The organism is Buttiauxella sp. WJP83, from assembly GCF_027594725.1.
GTDB classification, from domain to species: Bacteria; Pseudomonadota; Gammaproteobacteria; order Enterobacterales; family Enterobacteriaceae; genus Buttiauxella; species Buttiauxella selenatireducens.
On sequence record NZ_CP110080.1, the window covers coordinates 3,051,239 to 3,077,762 of the forward strand.

Consider the following 26,524-nt stretch of genomic DNA (forward strand, 5'->3'; position numbering starts at 1 on the left):
ATGTTTTTCAGGCGAAAATCCCGCCTGAACCACTATCATCCGAAGATAATGCATTTATTCTGTGTAATAGTCAGCATCATTAATATGATATTGCTTCCTGTTTATCAGTTGTTTTTCAGTGAGATGCTTATCTTGCTGAATGAATCCGTTAACGGAATTTGCTGCAACGGGATTAAAATTCGCCGCTCTGGTAATAACTTCATTTCTTTGCTCCAGATAACGCGGCCATTCTGGATGAGCTGTAATTCTCCTTGCGCCGATTGCAGTGCCCGAAGTTGTAGATTATCCATGCCTCTGTCTTTTTCAGTCGCCACAATACGTTGTGGGACTATCCATTTAATCTGCTTATCCGCCACCACCAGCTGTACATATTCCTGAGATGATTTCCTTTCACCCGCTAAATCACTGGCTACCATTTCACCTACACGATTGCCTTCACGGAAAGACCAGCCTGCGGTTTCCAGTGCTCTGAGCATATTTCCGGTAGCGTAGTAAGAGGGGTCGCTGCAACGCCCAAACTGATCGATTTCAGGGCCACCACTGGACGGATCCAATTGTAGATGACTCCCCCGGATAAGGGCCGAATCGGGAATAAAACGCCCGGTAAACAGCACACCATCACAGACTATTTCACGCTCTTTCCCTTCCTGACGAATCAGCACTGACTCCACACGCTTCATCCCATTAATGCGTGCAATCTCGCAGTTATAATGCAACGGCACGCCCAGCAAACGGGGTAATAACATCATCGGGCGTCTGGCTGTTGGCCGTTGATTGGCTTCCACCATGGCAGCCGGTTTGATACCGGCCTTGCGACAGGTCAGCAAGGCGGACAGTGAAACCAGCTCAGTGCCGACAATTAAGGGCCGTTTGAACGGGAGCAGACCACGTAAATAAACCCAGGACTGCAAAGCACCCGTATTGAGTACGCCCGTAGGGCGATCACCAGAAACCAGCAACGCGGAGCGTGGCGATTCACGAACACCGGTTGCCATAATCACACGCAGGCCTGTAAGACGGCGCAGGCCTTCATGGTTACTCACCAGAAGTGTCGCATTAGGTTCCACATTGATAACCGTGGTATTTGTCATTATTTCAATTTGATGTTCTCTGGCTAATTGCACCAAACGGCGCGCATAGTCAGGCCCGGACAGAATGCGCCCAAATTCCCGCATACCAAAAGGAGGATGGCCACAATGACGCGGAATACCGCCAGCTTCTGGCTCGCGTTCAATAATAATCACGCGTTTTATCCCTTTGCGTCGCAATGCGACTGCAGCGGAAATGCCAGCAGGCCCTCCCCCGATGACCAACACATCAGCATCAAATTCGTTATTCATTGACGTCTCCTACAATGAGGGATTCACCCCATTTTTCCCGGCTCAACTCAGCAACCCGACTACTGCAATAGAACCCCTGGCAGCGCCCCATACAGACGCGAGTTCTTCGTTTCAGCCCCCCAAGATCCCTGGCAGGCACCGGGCCATTGAGTGCTGCGTCTATTTCGCGCCGTGTGACACGTTCGCAATGGCAAACCATTTCGTGACTGCCTGGCATCTGCCAGTCACGAGGTAAATGTTCAGCCAGGTTAGGGACTGCGTTCGCTACTGGATCGAATAAGGGAGTTAATGTCGTTGAAGGTTGAGTGCTGTAGAGGTCAAACAAATGTGCTGCCAGCCCAAGTGAAGCCGTCAGACCGGTGGAGCGAATTCCCCCCGCCGCCAGATAACCGACATCGGCGTCATGATAGATACGATACTCTTTACGCTCCGTTGCAGGGCGTAACCCCGCATAAACCGCGGTAACCGGCACACCCGACAGCGCAGGGATCAGGGAAACTGCTTTAGCGATTAGCTGCTCAAGCATCGGCTTTTCAACCGCCGCATGCAGACGATCGTCTTGCTCCTCGGCAGTTGGCCCAACCAGTAGATTGCCAAATATGGTTCTGACGAGCACCACACCTTTGGTGCGCTCATTCGGGACCGGCAATAAAATGGTGTTAAGCAAGCTTGAGGCGACTTTATCGAATACCACGAACTGGCCTTTACGCGGTTTAATCGTAAAGCGCGATGTCCCCAGCAGAATTGATTCCACCTTATCCCCCCAAACACCGGCGCAATTGATAACCGTTGAGGCGCGAATCTCTCCCTGATTCGTTGTGAGAACCCATTCGTTCCCCTCTCTTATGGCGGAGAGGAGCTCGGTGTCACACATCACCTGGCCACCGTTCTCGACGGCCTGCCGTAAATAGGCCAGCGGCGCACTCCATGGGTCAATCACATGTTCTTCAGGGACTAACAATCCACCCAATACTTCAGGAGACAGAAAAGGTTCGCGTTTTAGTAAGCTTGCGCGATCCAGCATTTGCACATCTGCAACACCATTTTGTTTGGCCTGCGCCATTATGCCTGGCAGCCTTTCCATCTCATCCTGATTCCAGGCGGCCACCACTGCGCCCGTTTTTAATATCGGCAGATTCAGCTGACCGGAAATTTCCAGATACTCGCGGTAGCCTCGTTGCATACAGGATAATTCGGTGCTGTCTGGCGGAGCATCAAACCCGGTGTGCAAGATGGCGCTGTTGGCTTTGCTGGCACCCGACAGAATATCGCTGCTTTTTTCAATCAGCAGAACGCGTGCCCCCTCGAGGACAAAGCGGCGAGTGACCGCGCAACCGACAACACCGGCACCAATCACGACGACATCAACGTTCAATTTCTTCATTGCGTCACCTGCTTACGGTGGTTGCGAGCAAAGTTAATGCTCTGATCGAGAAGAAGAATGCAAATAATGATTGCACCTTTATAGAGGTCCAGACTGGAAGGTTCGACACCTAAGATACGCAGTGCAGCAGTGAGTAAACTGATAATAAGCGCACCGCAAATCACGCCGCCAACGCTCCCACGACCACCGAATAAACTCGTACCGCCAATGACCGCCGCCGCTATCGCATCCAGCAGCAGACTGACACCGCCAACGTTCGGATTGACGACAGGGATACGTGAAATGAACACGGTTGCCGTCAGGAAAACAAACACGGAAGATAGAACAAAAACGCCAATCTTCTGTTTTTTCACAGAAATACCTGCCAACTCGGCGCGTTCAGCTGACGAACCGACCGCGTAGGTCTTCAAACCGAAAGCAGTACGGCGTGAAATCCACCAGCACAGGAGCGCCATTAAACAGACAAACACGACGGTTGGTGGAAACCATAGTGAAGAAGTAAATGCCCCAAAGCTGCGCAGCAGTGGGTTAAACACGAGAATGGTGCCGGTTTTCGCTACCATCAATGTTGCGCCCTGCAGGAACAACATTGTGACTAAAGTGGCAATAAATGACGGCAATTTGAGTACAGTCACCATCAGACCGTTTAGAAAACCAAAGGTCAGACACGCAAAGAAGCCAATCGCTAACGCGGGTACCAAACCCGTCCCGGATGAGAGCAACGTACCCATGGTGACGGCGCAAAATGAAACCAGGTGACCGGCTGATAAGTCAATTTCGCCTGTCAGTAGGATCCAAAATAATCCCAATCCCATCAGCGCAACTGACGTTGCCTGTAACATGATGATGTTTAAATTATTTAATGAAACAATTCTGTTATCCACCACTCCGAACACCAGCAGCAGAATGATTAACAGCAGTATCGGAGCCAGGTCCAACACCAGATTTACTCGCGAACGCGATGACTTCATGATGGTTTTTCCTTGTTTAAACATATTTAAAGGCCAGACTCATCACCTGTTCTTCTGTAGCCCCACGGGGTAATTCCCCGGCAATACGCCCTTTGCTAAGAACGATTATTCTGTCGGCTACCCCCAGAGCTTCCGGCAGTTCGCTGGAAACCATCAAAATGCCCATGCCCTGCTGTTTCAATTCGGCAATTAAATTGTGAATTTCAAATTTTGCGCCCACATCAACACCGTTGGTCGGTTCGTCGAGCAGCAGTAATCGGGGTTTGGTTGCCAGCCATTTACCGATGACAATTTTTTGTTGGTTGCCACCGGACAAACTGGCAACAAGGTTTTCAGGATTGGATGGACGCACACCTAATTGCGTAATGATATTTTTGGCTAATTTGGCAATGGCTTGCCTGCGCAGGATTCCGACAAAGCTGTTATGCAAAATCCAGCGTAAGGAAATGTTATCTTTCAGGGACATGCTGCCAATAAAGCCTTCTTTGTGACGGTCCTCTGGCACATAAGCAACGCCTAACTGACTGGCCCGGCGGGCATGCCCGGACGTCATCTTCTGGGCATCAAGCGTGATAGTGCCGTGATTAAAGTGACCCAGCCCGGCGATGCATCTCATCAACTCAGTACGGCCACTGCCCATCAAGCCGGTCAATGCCACCAGTTCACCATGACGAACAGAGAGGCTGATGTTTTGTAGCAATCCACCCGCTGAAAGCTCTTTCACCTCGAGCAATGTCTCTCCCGGAACGGTTTCACGCCATGGGAAAACATTGCCGATATCGCGCCCAACCATCATATTGATCAGCTCAGATTCTGAGGTTTCAGGTAAAGGGGCCTCGCCCACTTTTTGCCCATCACGTAGCACCACGGCGCGACTGGCCAGGGTATAAATTTCCTGCATTTTGTGCGAGATATAGAGGACGCTGCAGTTTCTTTTCAGCAGACGATCAATCAGTAAATAGAGTTGATCGCGTTCAGGGTTAGTTAACGCACTGGTCGGTTCATCCATCACAATCAGCCAGGCATCAGCCATCATTGCCTTGGCAACTTCCACCATCTGGCATTGCCCGATGGTCAGTTCTGCAACTTTCGCATCCGGATCGACATCAAGCTGTAATTCGTTAATTAATGTTCGTGCATGCTGGCGCATTTTTTTCCGGTTAAGCGCAATACCGAAATACCGTGGAAGTTTTGTCTGCGCCAGTGCCAGATTCTCTGCCACTGTTAATTCTGGGATCAGGCTGAAATGCTGGTGAATAATCGAAATACCCGCCCGACGGCTTTCTGCCGGTGATGTTAATTTGATTTCGTTATCATCGAGCCATATTCCACCCTCTTCCGGGTGATATATCCCTGACAATACTTTTACCAGTGTGGATTTACCCGCACCGTTTTCCCCCATTAACGCTACCACTTCTCCACGATTCAGGCGCAATGAAACGTTAGATAAGGCCTTCACCCCAGGGAAGATTTTAGAAATACCCTTTAATTCAATGCTATTAACCGACTGGGTAATATTTTCACCTGAAGACAAACTGACGTTTTTTGGCGGAAATAACGCTTTAAAGCTCATTCCTTGCAGGAGGCCACGCTGGCTGAGCAATACTGCGACCAGCACAAATCCCCCGGTGACGAAGTAATTGACCTGTTGGGAAACTTGCAAAAAGGAGAGCCCGGTATTCACCACGCCCAGTAACAGTGCGCCCAGCGCCGTACCTAAAATAGAACCCTGCCCACCTGCCAGTCTCGCACCACCGATAATGGCAGCAGTAATGGCAGAAAACTCCAGGCCAAACCCAGCCAGTGGCTGTGCTGAACCGACTCGCCCCGTGGTGAGCAATGCGCCAATCCCGGCGCTGGCACCTGCAAATACATAAATTAGCGTACAGGTGACTCGCACCGGTATTAATGATGCATGAGCAGCCTCTGTATTTCCGCCAGTGGCGTACACCCAGCGGCCAAATATGGTTCGATTAAGCAAAAACATCCATAATACAGCTAATAAAACGGCAATAAGTAAACTGACTGGAATACCTGCAATATCGGTATGACCAAACCATAAATATAATGGCGATTCGACAGCAACTGACTGTGAGCCAGAAAAACTCAGCGCGACACCGCGGGCAAAAGCATAAACAGCAAGAGTCGTAACAAAAGGACTGATACCAATGACACTAATGAGTGTGCCATTTAACAGGCCAAATCCTGCACCTATCATTATCACAACGATGATACCCAGCCAGCCCGGTATGCCTGTATTCTGCATCACCAATGCTGCAAGAATTCCGCTTGCTGCAAGAACGCTGCCGACGGAAATATCAATACCTTTACAGATGATGACCGCCGTTATCGCATAGGCAACAGTCGCAATCACTGAGGTTTGCTGGCCGATATTAAGCAGATTTTCCGGGGATAAATAATCGGGCGTAGCAATACCAAACACCGCCACGGCAATAAGGATAATGACAAATAAAACCATTTCCTGATTGAGTCTCAGGCCCTTTAACCCCGGGGAGATGGGGGTACTCTCACTGTTTTGCGACATCGTGGGATACTCCAAAGCCCGGTTATTCACCGGGCAACAGTTTTTATTACTGTTCAGCGACTGTCATGGCTGAGTCAGGTTTCGAAGGTGACATTTCTGTACGGTATTCCTTCGCAACCAATTCGGCCTTAGACGGAGTGATATAGGGGAAGCTCAGACCATTAGCTTTTAATTCAGCCGCCGTTTTATCTGATGTAACAAAATAGGTAGGCATAAACAGATCTGTTGGGTATTTCGCCCCTTTGGCGAGACGAGCAGCAACGGCAATATTCCAGTAACCCACTCGAGATGCACCGTTTAATACATCAACGACATTCGAGCCATCGCTGACATGAGGGAACATTTCAGGGTCGCCTTCATAGCTGGCAAATGAAATAGGACGGCCATTAGCATCCGCAATGGCTTTTGCCGCAACGCAGATTGAATCGGCGAAACAACCCACGCCTTTTAAATTTGGATAGGTTGATAACCATGTTTGCATGGCATCAGAAGAGCGCGTGCTATCCCAGTTGGTGGCTTCGACGCCCACCAGTTTGATACCAGGGAACTCTTTTGACATCACATCGCGAAACGCTTTTTCGCGAGTGTCAGAGACATAGTTGCCTTTTCCGCCAACCAGTAGAGCCACCTCACCTTTGCCGTCGAGCTTCTTAGCTAATGCACGGGCGACCGTACTCATATTGGAATAGTCGGGATAAAGCGTGTTGTAATTCCAGTTACCATCAACTTTATTACCCATGGCAACCACAGGAATATTTTTTGCTTTCGCTTTTTGAACCGCATTGGCAATAGCAGCACGATCAAGTGGGTCAACTAAAATGACATCGACGCCCTGGTTAACAAAGTTTTCAATATTTGAGATTTCTTTCTCAAGGCTACCTTCAGAACCCTGCCATATAACCTTAACGCCATAATCTTTTGCCGCCTCATCACCCGCCTGTCTCATCCGTACAAAAAATGAGTTTTGCAGATCAATGGCAACCACACCGATTACCGGTACTTTTTCCGCAGCAAAGGTTGAAGCCGAAGCAACTAACGCCAACATCACAGCACTGGCAACACCTGTCTTGTTTATGAACATGTTTACCCCTTGATTGAAATCCCAACGTTACTGAAATGAAGCCTCATACCTGGCTACTGGTATTAAACGGCTATAAAAAAAGCACCTCACGACTGAAAGGTACATCTTGAATTACCAAACGGTCAATTACGATGTTATGAAAAAGTGATCAATACGTAATATTTTTACTACTAATGGGTAAACAACATCTTAAAACAAGCTCTGAGTCGCATAAATGCGCATAATTTTGGCGAGAATTGTTTTTAGATAGAAATGACCGAACGGTCATTAAGGAATGGTGTTTCTAGCCAGGTGATTACCGGTATCGGGTTTGTCGGAAAGAAAGGTCAACATCCGGTGAAGTCATCTTCACAGGGTTTTTAGACGAGGAAGTTTCAGATGCCGAGGTACATAGCACCCCGACGAGTTATTGCTTTACCAGAGAGTTAGGTTATGTATGTTGGCTTAGGGGTAAACTGATTTGTAATCAGTTGGCAATCTTCCCCGCGTATTCGTGACCCACATAAAGATGAAATGCTGACAGCAATCCAGTCTGGATGTGAGGGTGCCATCTCAGCATGGTGGTGTCACGGGGTAGCTATCTCCTGAGTATCATTTTCCCCTGTGCATTGACACCGTGGAACTGAAAGACGTTTTTTTGGACGCACTCAGCGGTTCAATAGCTGGATCACCGATGATGACATAGGGTGCCCAATAGTAGGGATGTTTCTCCCGTCCATGGCCGTTTTTCAGTGCCATCAGCATGGTTTGCTGTAATAGCGATGCTATCGACGCCTGCTTTTTCCTGGAAGATTGCCCAATTACTGTAACTCCCATCGTTGTCGCCGCATGATCGTTAACTGACCACAATGAAGCAATCACCGATCGGGCACCAGAGAAGAAAAACGCATTCGTCATTCCTGTTAAGGATTCAGCACCCGGCATTCCATCACTACCGGCTGTATTGCAGGCGTTGAGCAATACCAGATTGGCATCAATACGCATCGAGGCAATATCATTAACTGTCAGAAAAGCGGGTTTACTTTCCTGAGAAGTGGTGGACATCAGCAGCGCTGGCTCGCCAATTTCTGATAAATCTGATGCAAGATAACCATGCGTTGCAAATAAAAGAATTTTATAGTTTTCAGGCTTGGCCTTATAAAAATTAATATTGGTTGCATCCGGGCCAATGAGTATTTTCCGCTTCGCTGGTGCGAAAAATTTTTCCACTTGCTCAAGTTCCCCAACAGCAACTGCTCCGGTCAAATTTTGTATGTCTGGCTGAGGGAGCAAAGAAGCAACAAAAGCCCCCCGTGTGGGAGACCTAGGAACCAGACCGACGGGGCTGCCAATACCCAAAATATCATCAGGAGCCTTAGAGAGAGAACGGGTCCTTAACCTAGCCAGAGAGGCAGGCGAAGGTAAGTAAGCAATCTCATAGCGGCGTATCAGCCAATCGACCTTGTCATAATCGTTAATCTCTATTGACTGCTCATGACGGCCTTCAACCAGCACACTAAACGGGAACCCATCCCAGACGTCATCGGCGACTAGTAGTAAGCGTTTTGCCTGCGGAAATTTACTGAGTACATTAGCAAGCGATTGCTCATACAGCGTGTTGGCAATATTCAGGGAAAATTTCATGGTATCACTTGGTAAATGAGATACCTCATACAGCAAAGTTTCTACGTCTTTTCGAAATGCCATCCGCCCTCTTTTAATAATAGCAATGTGCTGTTGCTGGCGTGTCGTAGCCAGCACATAACCATGTACGTTATTGAAGGCAAATTGTAACAAGACCTCCCCAGGTAATAACTTCTTTTGGAATTCCATGAAGTTATTGTGACTCGTTGTATCAGTGGTGCTCAGGACCCCCGCCTTATTGAGTTTATTCCTGAGACGAATCACTTCACCTTGCTGAATTTGGAGTTGTTGAAGAAGATTAATAGCTTCGATCTGCTTGGTATCAACGTTTAACGAATTTGACTCCAGACGTGCATACCAACTACGAGTAGTTGCTAGTTTACGCGTCGCCGTCTGGTAATCATCCAGTAATTTCCGATGTTCGAGGTTTGTTTGGTTCAAGTGCAAACTTGCCGAGGATATGGATGACGCAGTGAATTGTCTGTGCAGGCATTGAAATGCTTCAAACAGAACCTGCATGCGCAGGGATTCTGGTAGAAGCTGCGGCGACGAGTACAATAAATCGATTATTTCAAGTGCAATCTTATTTCTGTTTCCCATCAGCTCTATAGCATTACCACTGGGCAACAAGGCCGCATCCTCAGCATTGGCAATAACCATCGCGAGCGCCTTACGTAACAGAGCTAAAGAAACTGTTAGCTTACCCTCTTGCCGTTCAGTTAACGCCAGTTCATAAATGATATTGGCTGTCTCGTTGCTGTCCTCACCGGATGTAAATTGCGTGCCTTTTAGTGCTGTATTGAGGAAGCGCCGAGCTTGAATAACATTCCCCTCGACACGATAAACGCGCCCAAGACTCATTATGGCACTCGCAATAACACCGCTGTGACTGGCGTCACCAAATAATGCCACCGCGCCAGGATTATTAAACGTCGTGGGCAATGGGTCCGGAGCATCAAAGGAATAACCAATATCTAATTTTGCAGTCCCTTTTGCCAGGGTTAAATACTTTGTAGCCTCTTCAGGTCCCCCTTTATTCACCAGATAATAGTAACCCGCTAATGCCTCGGATGAATTCATAAATTTTCCATTATATTTAGCTGATAAAATGGCTATTGCCCGAAGTAATGAGAATGCTTTGTCAGCATCTCCTGATATATTAGCAATATGCCAACGTTTTCTGACAATACTCAAATGTAATTCCAGGGTGGACTGGTCATAGTTTCTGCTGAGAAAACGTGTTACCACTTTTTGAAATTCATCATTAATCTTTTGTAGTTGATGATTCTTTTCTTCATCATCAACACCAGCAGAAATCAACTGCTGAATTTCTTTTTCCAGTTTGTTCATATAAGGCTGCTCTTCCTGATTGAGGCGGGAGGCCTGCTGGTGATCTTGGGTGCTTTCTGGTATCAGTGGAATGACGTCGCTTTCAAGTGCGTCTTCGGCCTTTTGCAGGACTTTATCAGCAATTAAGAAATAACCTCTTTCCTGGTAAAGATTGGCAAGAACCAGGAGTTTACTCGCATATTTACTGCGTTCCTTCCCGGTCAGATGCTCAGAATCAGCCACCGACCTAATAATGATAGTTTCAGCCCGGTCAAAATGACCTGACATCAGGCTGCTTAGTGAAATGCATTGAAGTGCACCATCTTTTACACTTTCTGAGTCACTTCCCTGATACAGGGCTGTGCAAATTCTATAGGCCTCCTCGCTGCGGCCGGAAGCGAGGTATCGATAAACAAATAACAATATAGGTACTGACTGAAAAGATGAAAATTTATCACCCGGTTGGATTAGTTTGCCAAACATTTTAATTTCATCTTGTTCTATGGTTGGCAAGTTCGAAGCATGGGAAGATTCGAAAATAATACCGACTATAGCCACACAGAGTACTAGCAACCGACATAGCATCTTTATCATGGTTTATGCTCAAAAATTAGTATATCTGTTGCGGAGTCACCTTTTGAAGAAAGTATGGTCTCACCTGAGGTTGATATTTTTTGCGGGGATACATAAGCTCCTCGAGTTTTTGTAGTTATGGCGTTATCAAGAGCTACTCTGGCCGTAATACCTACAGCATGGTGTTCTTTTTCGAGCTGTTGATCTGCATTTTCCAGAACAAAAAAGTACAAACGTTCAATGCCCGTATTGTTATCCAATGTCATGAATTTTTGGGGATCGCCGGGAACACGAAGAGACGTTACGGGTTCATATTGTAAACCCGCAACATCACCGTTGGGGAAATATCTTTCTCTATAACCTGTACTGTCAATATTAAAAACATAAAACCATGCTGGTTTACGAGTATGAATTTCAATCGCATATTGATCTCCACTACGCACATTATCTCCCGCCTTTATTAATGACCCATCGGGTTTAACCAGTTTGATTACCACTCGCTGAGGTATTTTGTCATCAGTGGAAAGGCTTTCCAAAATGCGAGCACGTAAATATTTGTGTATTTCATCATCGGCAGACAAAGGCTTGACAATCGTAGAGTGATTGCGAGCAAACGCCACTGGCGTTTCATCACACCCCCGTTCAGAACCAGAGCGAGGAACAACAATCACTGGCCATAAGGCTTCTGTTTCGTAGGCGCAATAGCTTTTTGGGAAGGGGGCATCGACGGTTCGAGCACGGAGCAAACTATTCCAGTCATTATCCAAAACCTGAAGGAAGGGATTGAAGTCTGACGGTTTCATATTTTCAAATTGTGGATTGTTGCTGATCCATTTTGCCATTGCTGCTAAATCTGCGCCCTGGGCAGGGGTCGAGAAAAAAATCACACTTTTCACTTTATGAAAACTTTCGGGAGTGTTCACCTGCAACATGCGAAGCATTCTCTTGGTAATTAATCCCCCCATGCTATGCACCACAAACACAACATTGTCGTATCGCTTAAAGATCTGTTCATCTTCAATGGATCGCAACATACTTACCGCAATTTCTTCAATGTTGGACGTTCTTGCTAATGGCCCCGATTTGTAACCTACTGCATATACGTCCACTGGTTGCAACTGTTTGTCGTTAAATACAATATCTGGCCATTCAGGTTTTCCCGTACCAGTAGCCCAAGTCTCATGTGAATCACCGAGAACTCCATGAATAAAAATAATAACTGTCTTAGATCTATCACCAGGCTGTTTAAGCCAATATGAATCAGAACTAACATCAGTACCATGGCAGCCAAGCAGTGAGAGCGCTATCATCACGATTATTATAAGAGATTTCATGAAAATAACTCCAAGTATGTTTATTGGAACATAGTTTAATACTTTGGAAAACTCACTCATATAAACTGATGAATTGGAGATAATAATTCGTTGGTATTAAAAAATTTTTAATTTTATAGCAAAGCAAGTTTCAGTGATTTGTGCTTTGTGGTGAAGGAAGCGCAGGTGGATGCCTTCCGTTCTCAGTCTGCTACGCTGTGCCTGGTGCAGTCACTGGTCGTCGCACTGGCGTATCAGTTGGGGAATGTGAATAATCCGCCGTCATAAATGCTTTGAATACCTGACCCTGGCGCCAGCATATTGATAACAAAACTATAAAGAACAGCATTATAAAGGTGAATTTCGTTCCCTTTAATAAATCCTTTAGTTCTGTTGGCCTATGCTGGCGCACATGGTCTTCTCCTTATCCGATTAGAATAAAATCATGAATATCGATACTTTTCGCGTTTACGTTTTCTAAAGTAATGACATTGTCATTAACAGGATTGCCGATGCTAATAACGGTGCTGTTACCGGCTCCCCCAGCAATCGTGACGTTACTGGCAAAATTGGCCACACTGATGCCTAATAAACTCAGATCGAGGTAGTCCTGTCCGCCGCTGGGATTGCTATCGAAACCGCTGGTAATACGGTCTCGCCCAAAGCCTTCGCTAAAGACGAAGGTGTCATTTCCGGCACCACCTGACATGATATCAGCGCCCTGGCCACCATCGAGTCTATCGTCACCCGCTCCGCCTATCATGTTATCGTTGCCAGCCCCGCCCTGAAGGCTATCGGCACCGACACCCCCATCAAGGGTGTCATTTCCTGCCCCACCGTTCAGTTGGTCGTTTCCTCCCATCCCATACAAAAAGTCATTACCGCTGCCACCGCTGATGGTGTTGGCAATGGCATTCCCTCTTCCGGTGAAAGAACCTGTCCCGGTGAATACCAGTGTTTCAACGTTATTGGTCAACGTGTAATTTTGGAGGGTGGTCTGGACAACATCCATCCCGCCATCAAGACCTTCTTTGACAATATCCAATGCATTATCAACCAGATAAACATCATCTCCTGAACCACCTGTCATGCTATCGGCTCCCTGGCCACCATCGAGTCTGTCGTTACCCGCTCCGCCTATCATGTTATCGTTGCCGGTCCCGCCCTGAAGGTTATCGGCACCGTCACCCCCATCAAGGGTGTCATTTCCTGCCCCACCGTTCAGTTGGTCGTTTCCTCCCATCCCATACAAAGAGTCATTACCGCTGCCACCGCTGATGGTGTTGGCAATGGCATTCCCTCTGCCGGTGAAATTGCCTGTCCCGGTGAACACCAGTGTTTCAACGTTATCGGTCAACGTGTAATTGTTGAGAGTGGTCTGGACGACATCCGTCCCGCCATTAAGACCTTCCGTGACAACATCACCCTTATTATCAACGATATAGGTGTCATTGCCGTGGCCACCCGCCATCGCATCGGCACCAAGGCCGCCGTTGAGGGTATCGTTGCCGGCCCCACCGTTGAGTGTGTCGTTGCCGCCTCCTCCATTGAGGGTGTCGTTGCCGAGACCCCCATTGAGGACATCAATGCCGTTCCCACCATTGAGGACGACGTTGAGGTTGACAACGACCGGTGGATTATCGAGCTGACTCGTCCCGAAGATATTCTCGGGAAGATTGGTTAGGCCCGTGTTGCGTGCCACGATCCCGGCAAAGCCTTGCTCCTCAATGGCCTCGTAGAGGTCCAGATGCTCCACGCGGTCGAGATAATAGAGCCGGTCACCTTCCTGGATCCGGTCAAGTTGCTCGTGGATGATGACCCAGAAGGTCTGGCCCACCACACCGCCATTGATGTGCTTCTCGGCGAGTCCGCCAACGAACAGATCCACTCTGTCGATGCCTTTGACGGTGTTTCCGTTGACCAATTTATAGCCAGGGTTAGCCGCCAGGAAGTCTGCAATTTGAGCATCCTCCAGCACGAGGTCTGGATAGGCCTGCTTGAATTGCGCAATGACGGTGTCACTGAGATTGTTCCGTGCCTGGAAGTCCTCCCATGAACTGTATGGTGTGAGATCGCCGGCAAAGCTGACCGCCTCCTTCACATACGGATCGAGAGAGGCCATCAGGTCGGCCCGGATCTGGTTCATCGAACCCAGACCGACATCCCACTCGCGGGCAACGTCGAAGGCGAACACGTCAGCACTGATACGAATGAGGTCATTTCGGACAGCATCGACGATATTGACGTCGACTTCTTCCGCAGGCTGGACAACACCACCGGCAATGATCCCGGCGACGCCCAGTTGCTCGAAGCCTGGTTGTGGAGAGTACGGCAATTGCGCTTTGGGGAAGGTGAACGCGCTCGTATCGTTGGTCGGGTTGAGGAACGCGTCGAACAGCGGCACCTGTGTTGCATTGCCCTGAGCATCGAGCACCGTCAGCGTCTGCCCTATCAGCGAATGACCGAACCGGTAAGCTGCAGTCGCGAACTCGTGCGAGACTCGTGCATCCACTTCCGGATTGTACCCAGCGAAGCCGTGATCGCCCTCACCTCTCATGCCGCCAAGCAACTTGTTGGCAAAGTCGGTGTAAATAACCCGCTGATACTCAGCTTCGTTGATGATCTTGGCAGCCTGGAACAGCTCTTCAGCTGTTCCATTAAATCCGGCTTCGAGCAATCCGTTGACATGGAAGTTATGATTCCGCTCCCAGATGTTGTGGATCGCAGTGAGTGCGATATTCTCGTTCGCCCGTCCATCACCCGCTACGTAGTGGTCAAGCAGATTGATAAAGGGGTTGGTGTCGAGCAGCAGCGCAAAGCCACTTCCCATGAAATTAGAAGTCATGGCAGGGAGCATCGATTGATTAATAACGCCATTGCTGTCGACCAGTCCGGCGAAGTACTCCCGGAAGGTCACACTGTGGTCGCCCGGCAGTGAGCTGTCGGTGAACAGCGTGTTGTTGTTCCAGTGATGCTGGATCAGTTCCCTCAGCGTGGGCAGCAGCTTGAAATTCGGATTTGATGGATCCAATCCGCCCTCCAACAGCTTGCCCGTAAACCCGCCCTGTCCGTCGCCTTCACGCAGGAACTGGCCGACGAGTTCGTTCGAGCCATACGTTTGGTTCTGGTCAACAAATGGCGATGTCTTATTGAGATGCTGCGGGATGCCATTGGCATCAATGCTGTCAACGGTGCCGCGAGTCAGGTCCGCGGGATTTGGAACCGTGCCAGGAGCGCCAATCTGGATCGTTCCGTTACCTCCCTTACCGAGGAAATCGAGACCGTGATCGAAGTACTGACCGAAGGCCGTGAACAAGCTGTTCACGCCAGCGGCGTTGCCGGAAAGGTTTGCTTCCTGTGCGCCAAGGACGTTGCTGATGGCACGCGGATCCAGCCCGGAGAACAGGGGATTGATGTCGCGGTTGTGAGTCGTCTCATTGTAAGCGCCGTAGTGCGCGTCGGTGAGTCGTATGAACGGTTGATCGGCCGAACCATAGTCAAGGTGAACACGGTTATTGCCGGTGCCTTCGAGATCGCGGATCCCGAGCGCATCGTTGTCTTCACCGCCTTCAAGCCCGTTGACGAGATTCTTCAGATTGGCAACATCACTGGCGTTGAGCGGGAAAGCACCGTCGCCGCCGACATCGTCATTGTCATCGTCATCCTTCGACGTTGCCTTGCTCGCTAAGAGAGTGGGCTCGGTGCCTTTGTTCACTTCAACTGTGGATAAGATGTTGGCGGGCTGGTTACTGATAATCCTTGACGGCGGATCTATAACCGACCATATCCCATCGTATCCCGCATTAAACGTGGAATCATAAAAGCGCAGAAAGGAATGGTCGGTAGCCCCAAACTTGCCTTGTCCTGTGACCAGGTGGTTAAAGCTACCCTCGAAGGTGCGCATACCGAATGGCAGCAGATGGTTGGAGAATATATTGACGTTGACATCGTCGACATCCGTTTGTGTTAAAGAGACTTGCTTGAGGATATATTTCAGGTCAGACTTTTTGGCATCGGTCATTTTCATTTCTCTCAATAATGATTATGAAAAGGCACGAAAAGCCGAAGCCGGTACGCGGCACTCGAATTACGCGCCTGGAATTGTTAAATGAGCGAATAGACAGAGCAGCTCAGCCCCCACAGGACAATCGCGACGACTGACTTTGCCAAAGTGATAGCAGGCTTCAGACAAGCGATCCCCTAACATTTAATAAAGCCAAAAAGTTAACAACCGTCAATTATTTGTAATTACCCTCAACAACTTTCAATTTTTCAAACGAATATTGAACCAATTTTAAAGATATTAATTATTAATATAGCCACGCTAAAATCAATAATATAAAAGTTTATAAAACAAATCTGAAAATAATACTTTATTAGTACCGCTTCGTTGATATACCGAAACTAACTTATATTTACCTGTCATCAACCTCAGAAACGAAAAAGCCCCAACTCATTACTGAGCTAGGGCTTGAATGTTGGTGGAAGCGTAGAGATTCGAACTCTAGAACCCTTTCGGATCGCCGGTTTTCAAGACCGGTGCCTTCAACCACTCGGCCACGCTTCCAACGAGGCGAACTATAAACATCCCTTTAACTCTTGTAAAGCCTGACTTTGTTCGTTCGCCTGAAAAAACACCAAATCGGTGTTTTTTGTTTGAAACAGCAACAATCGAAAACGAAAAAGCCCCAGCTCATTACTGAGCTAGGGCTTGAATGTTGGTGGAAGCGTAGAGATTCGAACTCTAGAACCCTTTCGGATCGCCGGTTTTCAAGACCGGTGCCTTCAACCACTCGGCCACGCTTCCAACGAGGCGAACTATAAACATACCCATACTTCATGTAAAGCAAGATTTTGTTCGTTCGCCTGATAAATCACCAATCCTGTATTGTTTGAATGAAACATCAGCAATTTGATTGGTTTAACACCAGAATCATTGTGGGCTCCGCTTCCCAGCTTTAGTGTTTTTTGATGTACATATCTTTGGTGTAATAGAACGCGAGGTTATTTGGCGCATATCCACCGACATAAGGTTTCACCAGCTGGGCTGAAACATAGTGATAAACCGGAATGGCTGGCACATCCTCCGCCAGTTTGTCCTCGGCTTGTTGGTAGAACTTACCGCGTTCTGCCACAGTTTTCGCTTTCGATGCGTTTTTCAGCGCCTGATCGAAATCTGCATTGCTGTATTTCGTGGTATTTCCGCTATCTCCGGTGCGGAAATTATTCAGGAAGGTGGATGCGTCGTCGTAATCAGCAACCCATGCATAGCGAACGGCCTCAAAATTGCCGTTGTGCATCGTGTCGAGCATGGTTTTCCATTCCTGGTTTTGCAGTTTCGCTTCAACACCCAGATTTTTCTTCCACATTGAACTGGCGGCAATCGCGATGCGCTGATGGGATTCAGAAGTGTTGTACAGTAGATTAAAGCTCAAAGGATGAGCGGCATTGTATCCCGCTTCTTCAAGCAGCTTTTTGGCTTCTGCTATACGCTTCTCCTGGCTCCAGCTTGCATAATCAGGGGATTTTAGTTCAACGCCGCCAATTTTCCTCTGACTGATAACCCACGCAGGAAGCTGGCCCTGGCCCAGCACTTTTTCAGCGATGATGTCTTTATCCAGCCCCATATTCAGCGCCCGGCGCACACGTGCATCATTGAATGGAGGTTTGCTGGTATTAAATTCGTAGTAGTAGGTCGCCAGTTTTGGGGTCACGTGGACCTGGTCTGGAATCGATTTTTTCAATGCCGCAAAGAGGGTTTGCGGCACAGTCAGAACAATGTCGATTTCCCCCGCTTTATAGCGGTTGATGTCTGCCGTTTCGGAAGCAATAGGAAGATAAGTCACTTTATTAATAACCGTATGGCTGTCGTCCCAATATTGCTTGTTACGCACACCAACGACTTTTTCGTTCACCACCCATTGCGAAAGAGTGTATGGACCACTGCTGACAAAATTGCCCGGCTGCGTCCATTTATCACCAAACTTCTCAACAACCGCTCTTGCAACTGGCACCAGTGAGGTGTGCCCCAGCATTGAAAGAAATTCGGCCGTTGGCTGAGTCAGCGTGATTTGCAGCGTCGAATCATCCAGCGCTTTGATGCCTAATGTGTCTGGTGCTTTTTTGCCATCAGCAATTTCTATGGCATTTTCTACATGCATATTGCCGAGATAAGTGCCATACGGCGACACGGTTTTCGGGTCAACCAGTCGCTGCCAGCTCCAGACGACATCCAGTGCCGTAACAGGAGCGCCGTTTGACCATTTAACACCGGGGCGAAGATGGAACGTCCAGACGGTATTGCCCTTTTCTTCCCATTTTTCCGCAAGCCTTGGTTCGATAGAACCATCGTTACGCACGGCCACCAGCCCTTCAAAAAAGTCACTGATAATGGCCGATTCAACGGTACTCTCTGCTTTATTAGGGTCAAGAGTGGCGGGTTCACTACCATTATTTCGTACAAGTTCTTGAGTATCAGCCAGTTCAGTCCCTGCTGGCACATTTGCCGCCCAGGCGCCCGAGATGGCACTCGCCAATCCAATAGCAATAAAAGATTTCATCACTGTGTTGTGGTTGTTTGCTTTCATTACACACGCCTTATTTGAGTTATTAACGACGGTACGGTTAATACTCTTAGCACCCGAATGAATTTAAGCAATAATTTTCAGTTACATATAAGTGAGTTTTATGACGTATGTCTTGTCTGTTATTTTCATTCGAGCAAGGTAAAGATGGGTAAAATGACTTCCTTGCAATAAAGGAGGCCATTATTCTCAGTCACTATAACCACCTGCTATAAGAGAGAGATTCTGAATGGATCGCATAATTACTTCCTCGCGTGACCGTTCGTCACTGCTGAGTACCCACAAGGTACTGCGTAATACTTATTTTCTACTCAGCCTGACGCTGGCGTTTTCTGCGATTACCGCAACTGCCAGCACCGTGTTGATGCTGCCGTCTCCTGGCCTGATTTTGACGCTGGTTGGCATGTATGGCCTGATGTTTTTAACCCACCGTCTGGCGGATAAACCAACGGGCATTCTTGCTGCTTTTGCTTTCACCGGTTTCCTGGGGTACATCCTCGGCCCAATGCTTAACTCCTTTATTTCGGCAGGTATGGGTGATGTGATTGGAATGGCGTTAGGCGGTACGGCGCTGGTGTTCTTTAGCTGCTCCGCATATGTGCTGACTACCCGCAAGGACATGTCCTTCCTGGGCGGTATGCTGATGGCGGGTGTTGTCGTCGTGCTGGTCGGTATGGTTGCTAACATCTTCCTGCAACTGCCTGCTCTGCACCTGGCAATTAGCGCAGTGTTCATTCTGATCTCTTCTGGCGCCATTTTGTTTGAGACCAGCAACATCATCCGTGGTGGTGAAACTAACTATATTCGCGCAACAGTGAGCCTGTACGTTTCTCTGTACAACATCTTCATCAGCCTGTTGAGCATTCTGGGCTTCGCAAGCCGCGATTAAACGCGAGCCAGCCGAAACCTTACAAAGCCTCGCGAATGCGGGGCTTTGTTTTTTCTGACTCGACAAAATTTGCTACACTGCGCCCAGTTTGTCTGGAGCAAAGAATAATGACGTTGATGTTTGAAGGCACAGAAATAGAAACCGATGCCGATGGTTATTTGAAAAATAGCCAGGAATGGAGCGAGCCGCTTGCGGAAGTTATTGCGGCAAAAGAAGGTATTACGCTTTCAGTAGAGCATTGGGAAGTGGTGCGATTTGTACGCGAATTTTACCTGGAGTTTAATACCTCTCCGGCAATTCGTATGTTGGTCAAAGCGATGGCGGCTAAATTTGGCGAAGAGAAAGGCAATAGCCGCTACTTATATCGTTTGTTCCCCAAAGGGCCGGCCAAGCAGGCAACAAAAATTGCCGGTCTGCCAAAGCCGGTGAAGTGTATTTAGTAACGGATACTAAAATCTGCCCATTGACGGTCGGGTTGATGAGGTTCAGTCAGCACTTTATCAACCCGGGCACTGCGCGGCCCGCCGGCTTTTAGCCACGCGATAAGTTTTTCCACCTGCGGTGCATCACCGCAGGCTAATACCTCAACGCTTCCATCATCCATGTTACGGGCGTAACCGGTTAAACCCAGTTTTAACGCCTCACGCTGTGTGCTGTAGCGAAAACCAACCCCCTGAACCAGGCCGTGGACCCAGGCAAGTGTGCATACTGTGGTCATAACTTCCTCCGTTTCGGGTTCTTACGTTGCATTTACCCGGTGTTAACCGGAAAATGACGCCAAATTCTTAGCAAGAAAGCATAGCAAATTATGAGTGTACGTTTAGTGTTAACCAAAGGGCGTGAAAAGTCGTTATTGCGCCGTCATCCGTGGGTGTTTTCTGGTGCTGTCGCACGCATGGAAGGCAAAGCCAATCTCGGCGAAACAATTGATGTTGTCGATAGCCAGGGCAAATGGTTGGCACGTGCCGCCTACTCCCCTTCATCGCAAATCCGTGCTCGCGTCTGGACTTTCGATGCCAATGAAAGCATCGATATCGAATTCTTCACGCGTCGTTTGCAGCAGGCACAACAGTGGCGCAACTGGCTGGCCGCTCGTGATGGATTGGACAGCTATCGCCTGATCGCTGGCGAATCTGATGGTCTGCCCGGTGTGACAATTGATCGCTTCGGTAACTTCCTGGTTCTGCAACTGCTTTCTGCTGGCGCTGAATATCAACGCCCGGCGTTGGTCGCCGCACTGCAAAATCTCTATCCAGAATGCGCGATCTATGACCGTTCGGACGTGGCAGTGCGTAAGAAAGAAGGAATGGAATTGACGCAAGGTCCGGTGAGCGGCGATTTGCCACCTGATCTGCTGCCAATCGAAGAGCACGGCATGAAGTTATTGGTTGATATCAAGGGTGGCCACAAAACAGGTTATTACCTTGACCAACGCGACAGTCGTTTTGCAACTCGCCAGTATGTGAAAGATAAGCGTGTGTTGAATTGCTTCTCCTACACCGGTGGTTTTGCGGTTTCTGCTCTGATGGGCGGCTGTCGCCAGGTGGTCAGCGTCGATACCTCTCAGGACGCTTTGGATGTCGCTCAGAAAAACGTCGAGCTGAACAAACTCGATTTGAGCAAAGCGGAATTCCTGCGTGACGACGTGTTCAAACTGCTGCGAAAATATCGCGACCAGGGTGAGAAATTCGACGTTATCGTGATGGACCCACCGAAATTTGTCGAGAATAAGAACCAGCTGATGGGCGCATGTCGTGGCTATAAAGATATCAATATGCTGGCAATCCAGTTATTGAATCCGGGTGGCATTTTGATGACGTACTCATGTTCAGGATTAATGACGACAGATTTATTCCAGAAAATCATCGCCGATGCCGCCGTAGATGCTGGGCGTGATGTACAATTTATAGAGCAGTTCCGTCAGGCCGCCGACCACCCAGTGATCGCGACCTACCCGGAAGGCCTGTATCTGAAAGGGTTTGCCTGTCGCGTCATGTAACTTGAAAAATGGAATGTTGCCCGCACATTAATGGCAGGTAATGTTTCTCAGGAGGTGACTATGATTGCCAGCAAATTCGGCATCGGCCAGCAAGTACGACATTCTTTGCTGGGCTATCTGGGAGTCGTGGTCGATATCGACCCGGAATACTCTCTGGATGAACCCGCAGAAGATGATCTGGCCGTTAACGATGCCCTCCGGAGTGCCCCCTGGTATCATGTAGTGATGGAAGATGATGATGGCCAGGCGGTGCATACTTATCTTGCTGAAGCCCAGTTAAGTGGGGAGTCACAAGACGAGCATCCCGAACAACCGTCGATGGATGAATTGGCGGCTTCGATACGGCAGCAGCTTCAGGCACCTCGCCTGCGTAATTAGCAAAAACCCCGCAACGCGGGGTTTTTTTATTATTTCGCCAGGCCCAGCCGAGGAATTTCAATCGCCGGGCATTTGTCCATCACCACGTTTAAACCGGCATCCTGTGCCAGCACCGCGGCCTGTTCATTGATGACACCTAGCTGCATCCACAACGTTTTTGCACCGATGGCGATAGCTTCTCTCGCCACTTCCCATGCCGCTTCTGAGTTTCGAAACACGTCGACCATATCCACTTTTTGCGGAATATCTGCAAGCGATCCATAGCCTTGCTGACCCAACAGGGTTTTACCAGCCACTTTTGGTGACACGGGAATCACTTCATATCCTTGATCCAGCAAATAAGCCATCACCCGATAGCTTGGGCGATCCGGTTTATCACTGGCTCCCACAAGGGCAATTGTTCGGGTGTTTTTTAAAATAGTTTGAATATCTGCCTGTTTCATCACACTCTCCGCTGGGACTTCGTAATCAAAATTGTATGCCATCCCTTACTGACTCACCATCTTTCCCATACACAGGTAGTAGAGCAATTTTATGAAATATGTCTATATGTTAATGAACTGTCCTTGTGAAAAATTTTGATACATTAAGTCAAGGATAGTCCCATTTACCCTGGCAGGAGAAATTGATGAGAACAGTGTTCTTTATCGCGATATGTTGGTTACTTCTTTTGCCGCTTGAATCGTGGGCGACAACGTTACGTCTGTCCACGGATGTCGATTTGCTGGTGCTTGATGGGAAAAAGGTTTCCAGTTCTTTATTAAGAGGGGCTGATAGCCTCGAACTGGATAACGGCCCACATCAATTGGTGTTTCGCGTTGAAAAAAATATTCGTGCCAACGCCCGCGAGCAGCGTCTTTATATTTCCCCTCCTTTAATAGTCAGTTTCGATACTAAGGAGGTCAGCCAGGTCAATTTTAATTTACCCCGCATTGAAAACGATAAAGAGAGCGAAGAGTTTGACCAGGCACCGCATCTTCAGTTGCTGGACGGTAATGCCGCAGTCATTCCTGTGAAAGTTGATGTTTTGCCGGTAAAAGTGACACCGCAAGGAATTGATTACGAACAAGACACCCAGCTTTACAACAAATCTGGCAAGGTCGCGTCGATAAAAGGCTTCGCCACGATGATGGCAGATGATAGTACGTTACTGTCACGGACGTCCGAACTTGATGCACCGCCCCAGTCAGAAACATTGACCGAACAACGGCTCAAGTATTGGTTCTTACAAGCAGACAAACCCACTCGCGAGCGTTTCTTACAATGGGTGAAGGACAACCCCGGCCAATAATTGCCTTTCAATTCCCGCATTTTTGACACCCTTCTCTTGCAGCATCAGTGGCTTCCAGTAAGCTGTAGACATTATTAATCAATCAATATTAATCAATCAGGATTAACCAATGGAATTAACAACCCGCACCCTGGCGGAAAAAAAGCATATTGCACTGGTTGCGCACGATCACTGCAAAGATGCGTTGTTGAAATGGGTGGAACGCCACAAGTCGATTTTGGCCCAACATGTGTTGTACGCCACCGGGACCACCGGGAATCTCATTCAGCGCGGCAGCGGTCTTGATGTCAATGCCATGCTAAGCGGCCCAATGGGCGGTGATCAGCAAGTTGGCGCGTTGATTTCTGAAGGGAAAATTGATGTGCTCATTTTCTTCTGGGACCCGTTGAATGCCGTTCCACACGACCCAGATGTTAAAGCATTACTGCGTCTGGCGACGGTGTGGAACATTCCTGTAGCGACCAATTTATCCACCGCCGATTTTATTATTCAATCGCCGGGCTTTAATCAATCAGTAGAAATTCTGATCCCCGATTACGCACGTTACCTTGCAGAACGACTGAAATAATTACGGTCGATTCGCAGCGGGCACGCCAAGGTGTTTCAGGATATCGACAAAACTGGACGGTTCTTTTTTGTTGAATAGCAGCCAGACACGATGACGGGCCCGCGTCATTGCCACATATAACAATCTCCGCTCCTCAGCATCCGGATAATCTTCTGGCTGCGGCAGTAATGCTTCTTCCATGACAGATTCACGCGCCACCGCAGGGAAACCATCTTTCCCTTCTTGTAAGCCCAATATCACAACATAATCAGCTTGTTGCCCTTTACTGGCGTGAATGGTCATGAACTCAATCGCCAGTTTTGGCCAACGTGTCGCAGCCTTTTCCAGAATGGCCGGGCGTAAATGATGATAACGCGCCAACACCAGAATTCGCTGCTGTGGCTGCACATAGCCGCTCATCTTATCGAGCAATGCTTCAAGCTGATCATCGGCTAATAACGTGACGGCTTTTTTATCACCTTTAGACAGGCTGTTTAACGGCTTGGCAAGTTGATGTGGGTTCTGCTGCACGAATCGGTTCGCGATTTCACCGATGCGGTCGTTGAAACGGTACGTGGTATCCAGCGCGCACTGATCTGCATCGCCAAAGTGGTGAGCGAAGGCGGTCGTCAGCGACATTTCTGCTCCGCTGAAACGATAAATCGCCTGCCAGTCATCGCCGACGGCATAGAGCGATGTGTGCGAGTTTTGCTTTCTCAATGCTGCCAGTAGTGCTGCGCGTTGAGGTGAAAGGTCCTGAAATTCATCCACCAGAATATGTTTCCATGGGCTGATAAATCGCCCCTTTTCCAGCACATTGACAGCCTGATGAATCAAGCCTGAAAAATCGACGGCTTCTTCGGACTTCAGCGCCGTTTTCCAGGTTTTTAATAACGGAGCCATAAGTTTGACGCGTTTCGCAAATACATCCCGGATTTCCTCTGGTGCGGAGGCAATCATTTCAGCCTGAGATCCCCCATGCATACGCATTAATCCCAACCAACGATCTAAGCGGCTGGCAAGGCGTTTGGCTAAACGTTCATCTTTCCAGTATTCGCCTTCTGGCACTTCCCATTGCAACTCTTCGCTTAGCCACTCACGCCACCCTTTTGCCTGCGCTTTTTTCTCACGACATTGTTGCTGCCAGCTTTCAATGAGCAGTTGATGGCGTGCATGGGTATCAGATTCCAGTTCACTAACGCGCGGTACTTTTTTGCTGCCTTGCTGAATAATATGCAATGCTAACGCATGAAATGTGCGGGCTGAGATCGCATCCGTATGCAGGCGTTCAGCGATGCGCTGATCCATTTCTTGCGCGGCTTTGCGGCCAAATGCCAGCAATAAAATTTGATCTTCACTGGCCTCGCCGCGTTGTAACAACCAGCCGGCACGCGCAACCAGGACTGAAGTTTTGCCACTCCCGGCTCCCGCCAGCACTAACAACGAATCTTCACCATTTACTACAGCGCGAGCCTGGGAAGGGTTCAGTGGCGAGCTTTCTATTTTCTGGAAGAAATCAGCATACTTTTCAAGCATGTGTTTGGTAAAAGCAGTATTGCGTTGACTGCGGCGTTGCTCGCCTTGTTCAAGCCACGCTTTGCACTGTAGCCAGACTTCACGGCAATTCTCGAACTCTTCTAATCGCGCCTGAGGCAGTGGCAATCCAGTAAATGCAGCACGAACATTTTGTTGTAATGCCTGCATATCGCTGCGTTTAAACCACTTTTCCTGCTGAATTCGTCGCGTAATTTCAGCGTACTGCTGATGGAGAACCTGAGCCGCAACGTCACTCATCTCAGCGCTCCAACTCTGCCATAGCGCATCGAGATGATGATAAAAGCGCTGCGTTTCACTCCATTCTGTCCCATGGAGACGCACGACTTTGTCATCTGGCAGGACAAACTCAAGCTCCCCCCATACCAGGCCGCGCTTGCAATTAACCGCAATTAACTGATTGAATGGAATAAGGTATTCATGACGGTCGCCCTTTACCTCGACACCAGCAGTCAACAATCTCACCCGATTGTAGGGATGTTGTGCTAAATGTTTGCCTAAAGAGGTCGCTTTCAGTTCCATTACGCTTTGCCTGATCCAATATAAGGGTTGTGGTTAAGTTTACCCGCCGAAGGAATGACGCTCCAGGGTAAAAACGCGTTACAATTGTTGTGGTTATTCATTTATCTATATTCAGACCAACGAAGAGTAAGTATGCGTACAGTCCTGAACGTTTTGAATTTTGTACTGGGTGGCTTTTTGACCACCCTGGCCTGGTTGCTGGCAACGGTTGTCAGTATCATTTTTATCTTCACGTTGCCGCTGACCCGCTCCTGCTGGGAGATAACCAAACTCTCATTTGTACCGTACGGTAACGAAGCCATTCATGTTGATGAACTCAATCCACAGAGCAAAAGTGCCCTGATGAATACCGGTGGTACATTGCTGAATATTGTCTGGCTGGTGTTTTTCGGCTGGTGGCTCTGTGTGCTACATATCTGCACCGGTATCGCACAATGCATCACTATTATTGGTATTCCTGTTGGAATCGCTAACTTCAAAATAGCGGCTATCGCGCTTTGGCCTGTTGGCCGTCGCGTGGTTTCTGTTGAAACTGCGCAAGCTGCACGTGAAGCCAATGCCCGACGTCGTTTCCAGTAAATCAGAAAAGAATAGTGAGTAT

19 protein-coding genes, 2 tRNA genes and 1 pseudogene are annotated in these 26,524 nt (G+C 48.4%); 8 read left to right on the forward strand and 14 right to left on the reverse strand.

The window, feature by feature from the left end; translation table 11 throughout:
- Positions 1–104: 104 nt before the first annotated feature.
- From OH773_RS14235 to OH773_RS14265, 7 genes are all read right to left on the reverse strand, one after another.
- The gene (locus tag OH773_RS14235) at positions 105–1,340 is read right to left on the reverse strand and encodes an NAD(P)/FAD-dependent oxidoreductase (RefSeq protein WP_270139460.1); all 1,236 of its coding nucleotides are present in this window, start codon (positions 1,338–1,340) and stop codon (positions 105–107) included.
- Positions 1,333–2,724: an NAD(P)/FAD-dependent oxidoreductase gene (locus OH773_RS14240; protein ID WP_270139461.1), complete on the reverse strand. Its 1,392-nt coding sequence runs from the start codon at positions 2,722–2,724 to the stop codon at positions 1,333–1,335. The genes OH773_RS14235 and OH773_RS14240 overlap by 8 nt, the downstream gene beginning before the upstream one ends.
- A complete protein-coding gene (locus tag OH773_RS14245) occupies positions 2,721–3,695 on the reverse strand; it encodes an ABC transporter permease (RefSeq protein WP_270139462.1) in 975 nt (324 codons plus the stop codon). Before OH773_RS14245 ends, OH773_RS14240 begins: the two co-directional genes overlap by 4 nt.
- Before the next feature lie 16 nt (positions 3,696–3,711).
- Positions 3,712–6,174 (reverse strand): ATP-binding cassette domain-containing protein, encoded by a 2,463-nt coding sequence (locus tag OH773_RS14250; RefSeq protein WP_270139463.1) that lies wholly within the window; start codon positions 6,172–6,174, stop codon positions 3,712–3,714.
- 112 nt (positions 6,175–6,286) lie between these two features.
- Positions 6,287–7,321 carry a sugar ABC transporter substrate-binding protein gene (locus tag OH773_RS14255; protein ID WP_183273014.1) on the reverse strand — a complete coding sequence of 345 codons (1,035 nt, stop codon included), beginning with the start codon at positions 7,319–7,321 and terminating at the stop codon, positions 6,287–6,289.
- Positions 7,322–7,912: 591 nt separating this feature from the next.
- Positions 7,913–10,756 carry a CHAT domain-containing protein gene (locus OH773_RS14260; protein ID WP_270139464.1) on the reverse strand — a complete coding sequence of 948 codons (2,844 nt, stop codon included), beginning with the start codon at positions 10,754–10,756 and terminating at the stop codon, positions 7,913–7,915.
- A 107-nt stretch (positions 10,757–10,863) separates the two neighbouring features.
- Positions 10,864–12,180, reverse strand: a complete 1,317-nt coding sequence (locus OH773_RS14265) for a DUF4384 domain-containing protein (RefSeq protein ID WP_270139465.1) — start codon at positions 12,178–12,180, stop codon at positions 10,864–10,866.
- A gap of 123 nt (positions 12,181–12,303) precedes the next feature.
- Here OH773_RS14265 and OH773_RS14270 point away from each other — a divergent pair.
- A pseudogene (locus OH773_RS14270) lies at positions 12,304–12,447 on the forward strand (Fe-S cluster assembly protein HesB); the annotation flags it as partial.
- A 136-nt stretch (positions 12,448–12,583) separates the two neighbouring features.
- Here the strand turns inward: OH773_RS14270 and OH773_RS14275 are convergent.
- The 4 genes from OH773_RS14275 to OH773_RS14290 form a co-directional block, all read right to left on the reverse strand.
- Positions 12,584–16,186: a peroxidase family protein gene (locus OH773_RS14275; RefSeq protein WP_270139466.1), complete on the reverse strand. Its 3,603-nt coding sequence runs from the start codon at positions 16,184–16,186 to the stop codon at positions 12,584–12,586.
- Positions 16,187–16,638: 452 nt separating this feature from the next.
- Positions 16,639–16,726, reverse strand: a tRNA-Ser gene (locus tag OH773_RS14280).
- Positions 16,727–16,878: 152 nt separating this feature from the next.
- Positions 16,879–16,966 (reverse strand) — tRNA-Ser (locus tag OH773_RS14285).
- Between the two features lie 151 nt (positions 16,967–17,117).
- Positions 17,118–18,746, reverse strand: coding sequence for an ABC transporter substrate-binding protein (locus tag OH773_RS14290; protein ID WP_442865612.1), 1,629 nt, complete (start codon positions 18,744–18,746; stop codon positions 17,118–17,120).
- Between the two features lie 226 nt (positions 18,747–18,972).
- On the opposite strand from OH773_RS14290, the gene yccA reads away from it, so the two are divergent.
- Together yccA and tusE are read left to right on the forward strand one after the other, a co-directional pair.
- A complete protein-coding gene (gene yccA / locus OH773_RS14295; protein WP_183273017.1) occupies positions 18,973–19,632 on the forward strand; it encodes an FtsH protease modulator YccA in 660 nt (219 codons plus the stop codon).
- A gap of 107 nt (positions 19,633–19,739) precedes the next feature.
- Complete coding sequence (gene tusE / locus OH773_RS14300) at positions 19,740–20,072, forward strand: sulfurtransferase TusE (protein WP_270139467.1); 333 nt, start codon at positions 19,740–19,742, stop codon at positions 20,070–20,072.
- On the opposite strand, the gene yccX is transcribed toward tusE, so the two are convergent.
- Positions 20,069–20,350: an acylphosphatase gene (gene yccX, locus OH773_RS14305; RefSeq protein ID WP_183273019.1), complete on the reverse strand. Its 282-nt coding sequence runs from the start codon at positions 20,348–20,350 to the stop codon at positions 20,069–20,071. The genes tusE and yccX overlap by 4 nt on opposite strands.
- A gap of 90 nt (positions 20,351–20,440) precedes the next feature.
- Between yccX and rlmI the strand changes: the two genes are divergently transcribed.
- Both rlmI and hspQ read left to right on the forward strand, forming a co-directional pair.
- Complete coding sequence (rlmI, locus tag OH773_RS14310; RefSeq protein WP_270139468.1) at positions 20,441–21,631, forward strand: 23S rRNA (cytosine(1962)-C(5))-methyltransferase RlmI; 1,191 nt, start codon at positions 20,441–20,443, stop codon at positions 21,629–21,631.
- Positions 21,632–21,691: 60 nt separating this feature from the next.
- The gene (gene hspQ / locus OH773_RS14315) at positions 21,692–22,009 is read left to right on the forward strand and encodes a heat shock protein HspQ (protein WP_270139469.1); all 318 of its coding nucleotides are present in this window, start codon (positions 21,692–21,694) and stop codon (positions 22,007–22,009) included.
- Positions 22,010–22,038: 29 nt separating this feature from the next.
- Here the strand turns inward: hspQ and OH773_RS14320 are convergent, their stop codons facing one another.
- Positions 22,039–22,452 (reverse strand): CoA-binding protein, encoded by a 414-nt coding sequence (locus tag OH773_RS14320; protein ID WP_183273022.1) that lies wholly within the window; start codon positions 22,450–22,452, stop codon positions 22,039–22,041.
- 185 nt (positions 22,453–22,637) lie between these two features.
- Between OH773_RS14320 and csgI the strand changes: the two genes are divergently transcribed.
- A complete protein-coding gene (csgI, locus tag OH773_RS14325) occupies positions 22,638–23,300 on the forward strand; it encodes a curli synthesis inhibitor (protein WP_270139470.1) in 663 nt (220 codons plus the stop codon).
- 109 nt (positions 23,301–23,409) lie between these two features.
- Positions 23,410–23,868, forward strand: coding sequence for a methylglyoxal synthase (gene mgsA / locus OH773_RS14330; RefSeq protein WP_270139471.1), 459 nt, complete (start codon positions 23,410–23,412; stop codon positions 23,866–23,868).
- On the opposite strand, the gene helD is transcribed toward mgsA, so the two are convergent.
- Complete coding sequence (helD, locus tag OH773_RS14335) at positions 23,869–25,923, reverse strand: DNA helicase IV (RefSeq protein WP_270139472.1); 2,055 nt, start codon at positions 25,921–25,923, stop codon at positions 23,869–23,871.
- A 132-nt stretch (positions 25,924–26,055) separates the two neighbouring features.
- Between helD and OH773_RS14340 the strand changes: the two genes are divergently transcribed.
- A complete protein-coding gene (locus tag OH773_RS14340; protein WP_270139473.1) occupies positions 26,056–26,502 on the forward strand; it encodes a YccF domain-containing protein in 447 nt (148 codons plus the stop codon).
- Positions 26,503–26,524 lie beyond the last annotated feature (22 nt).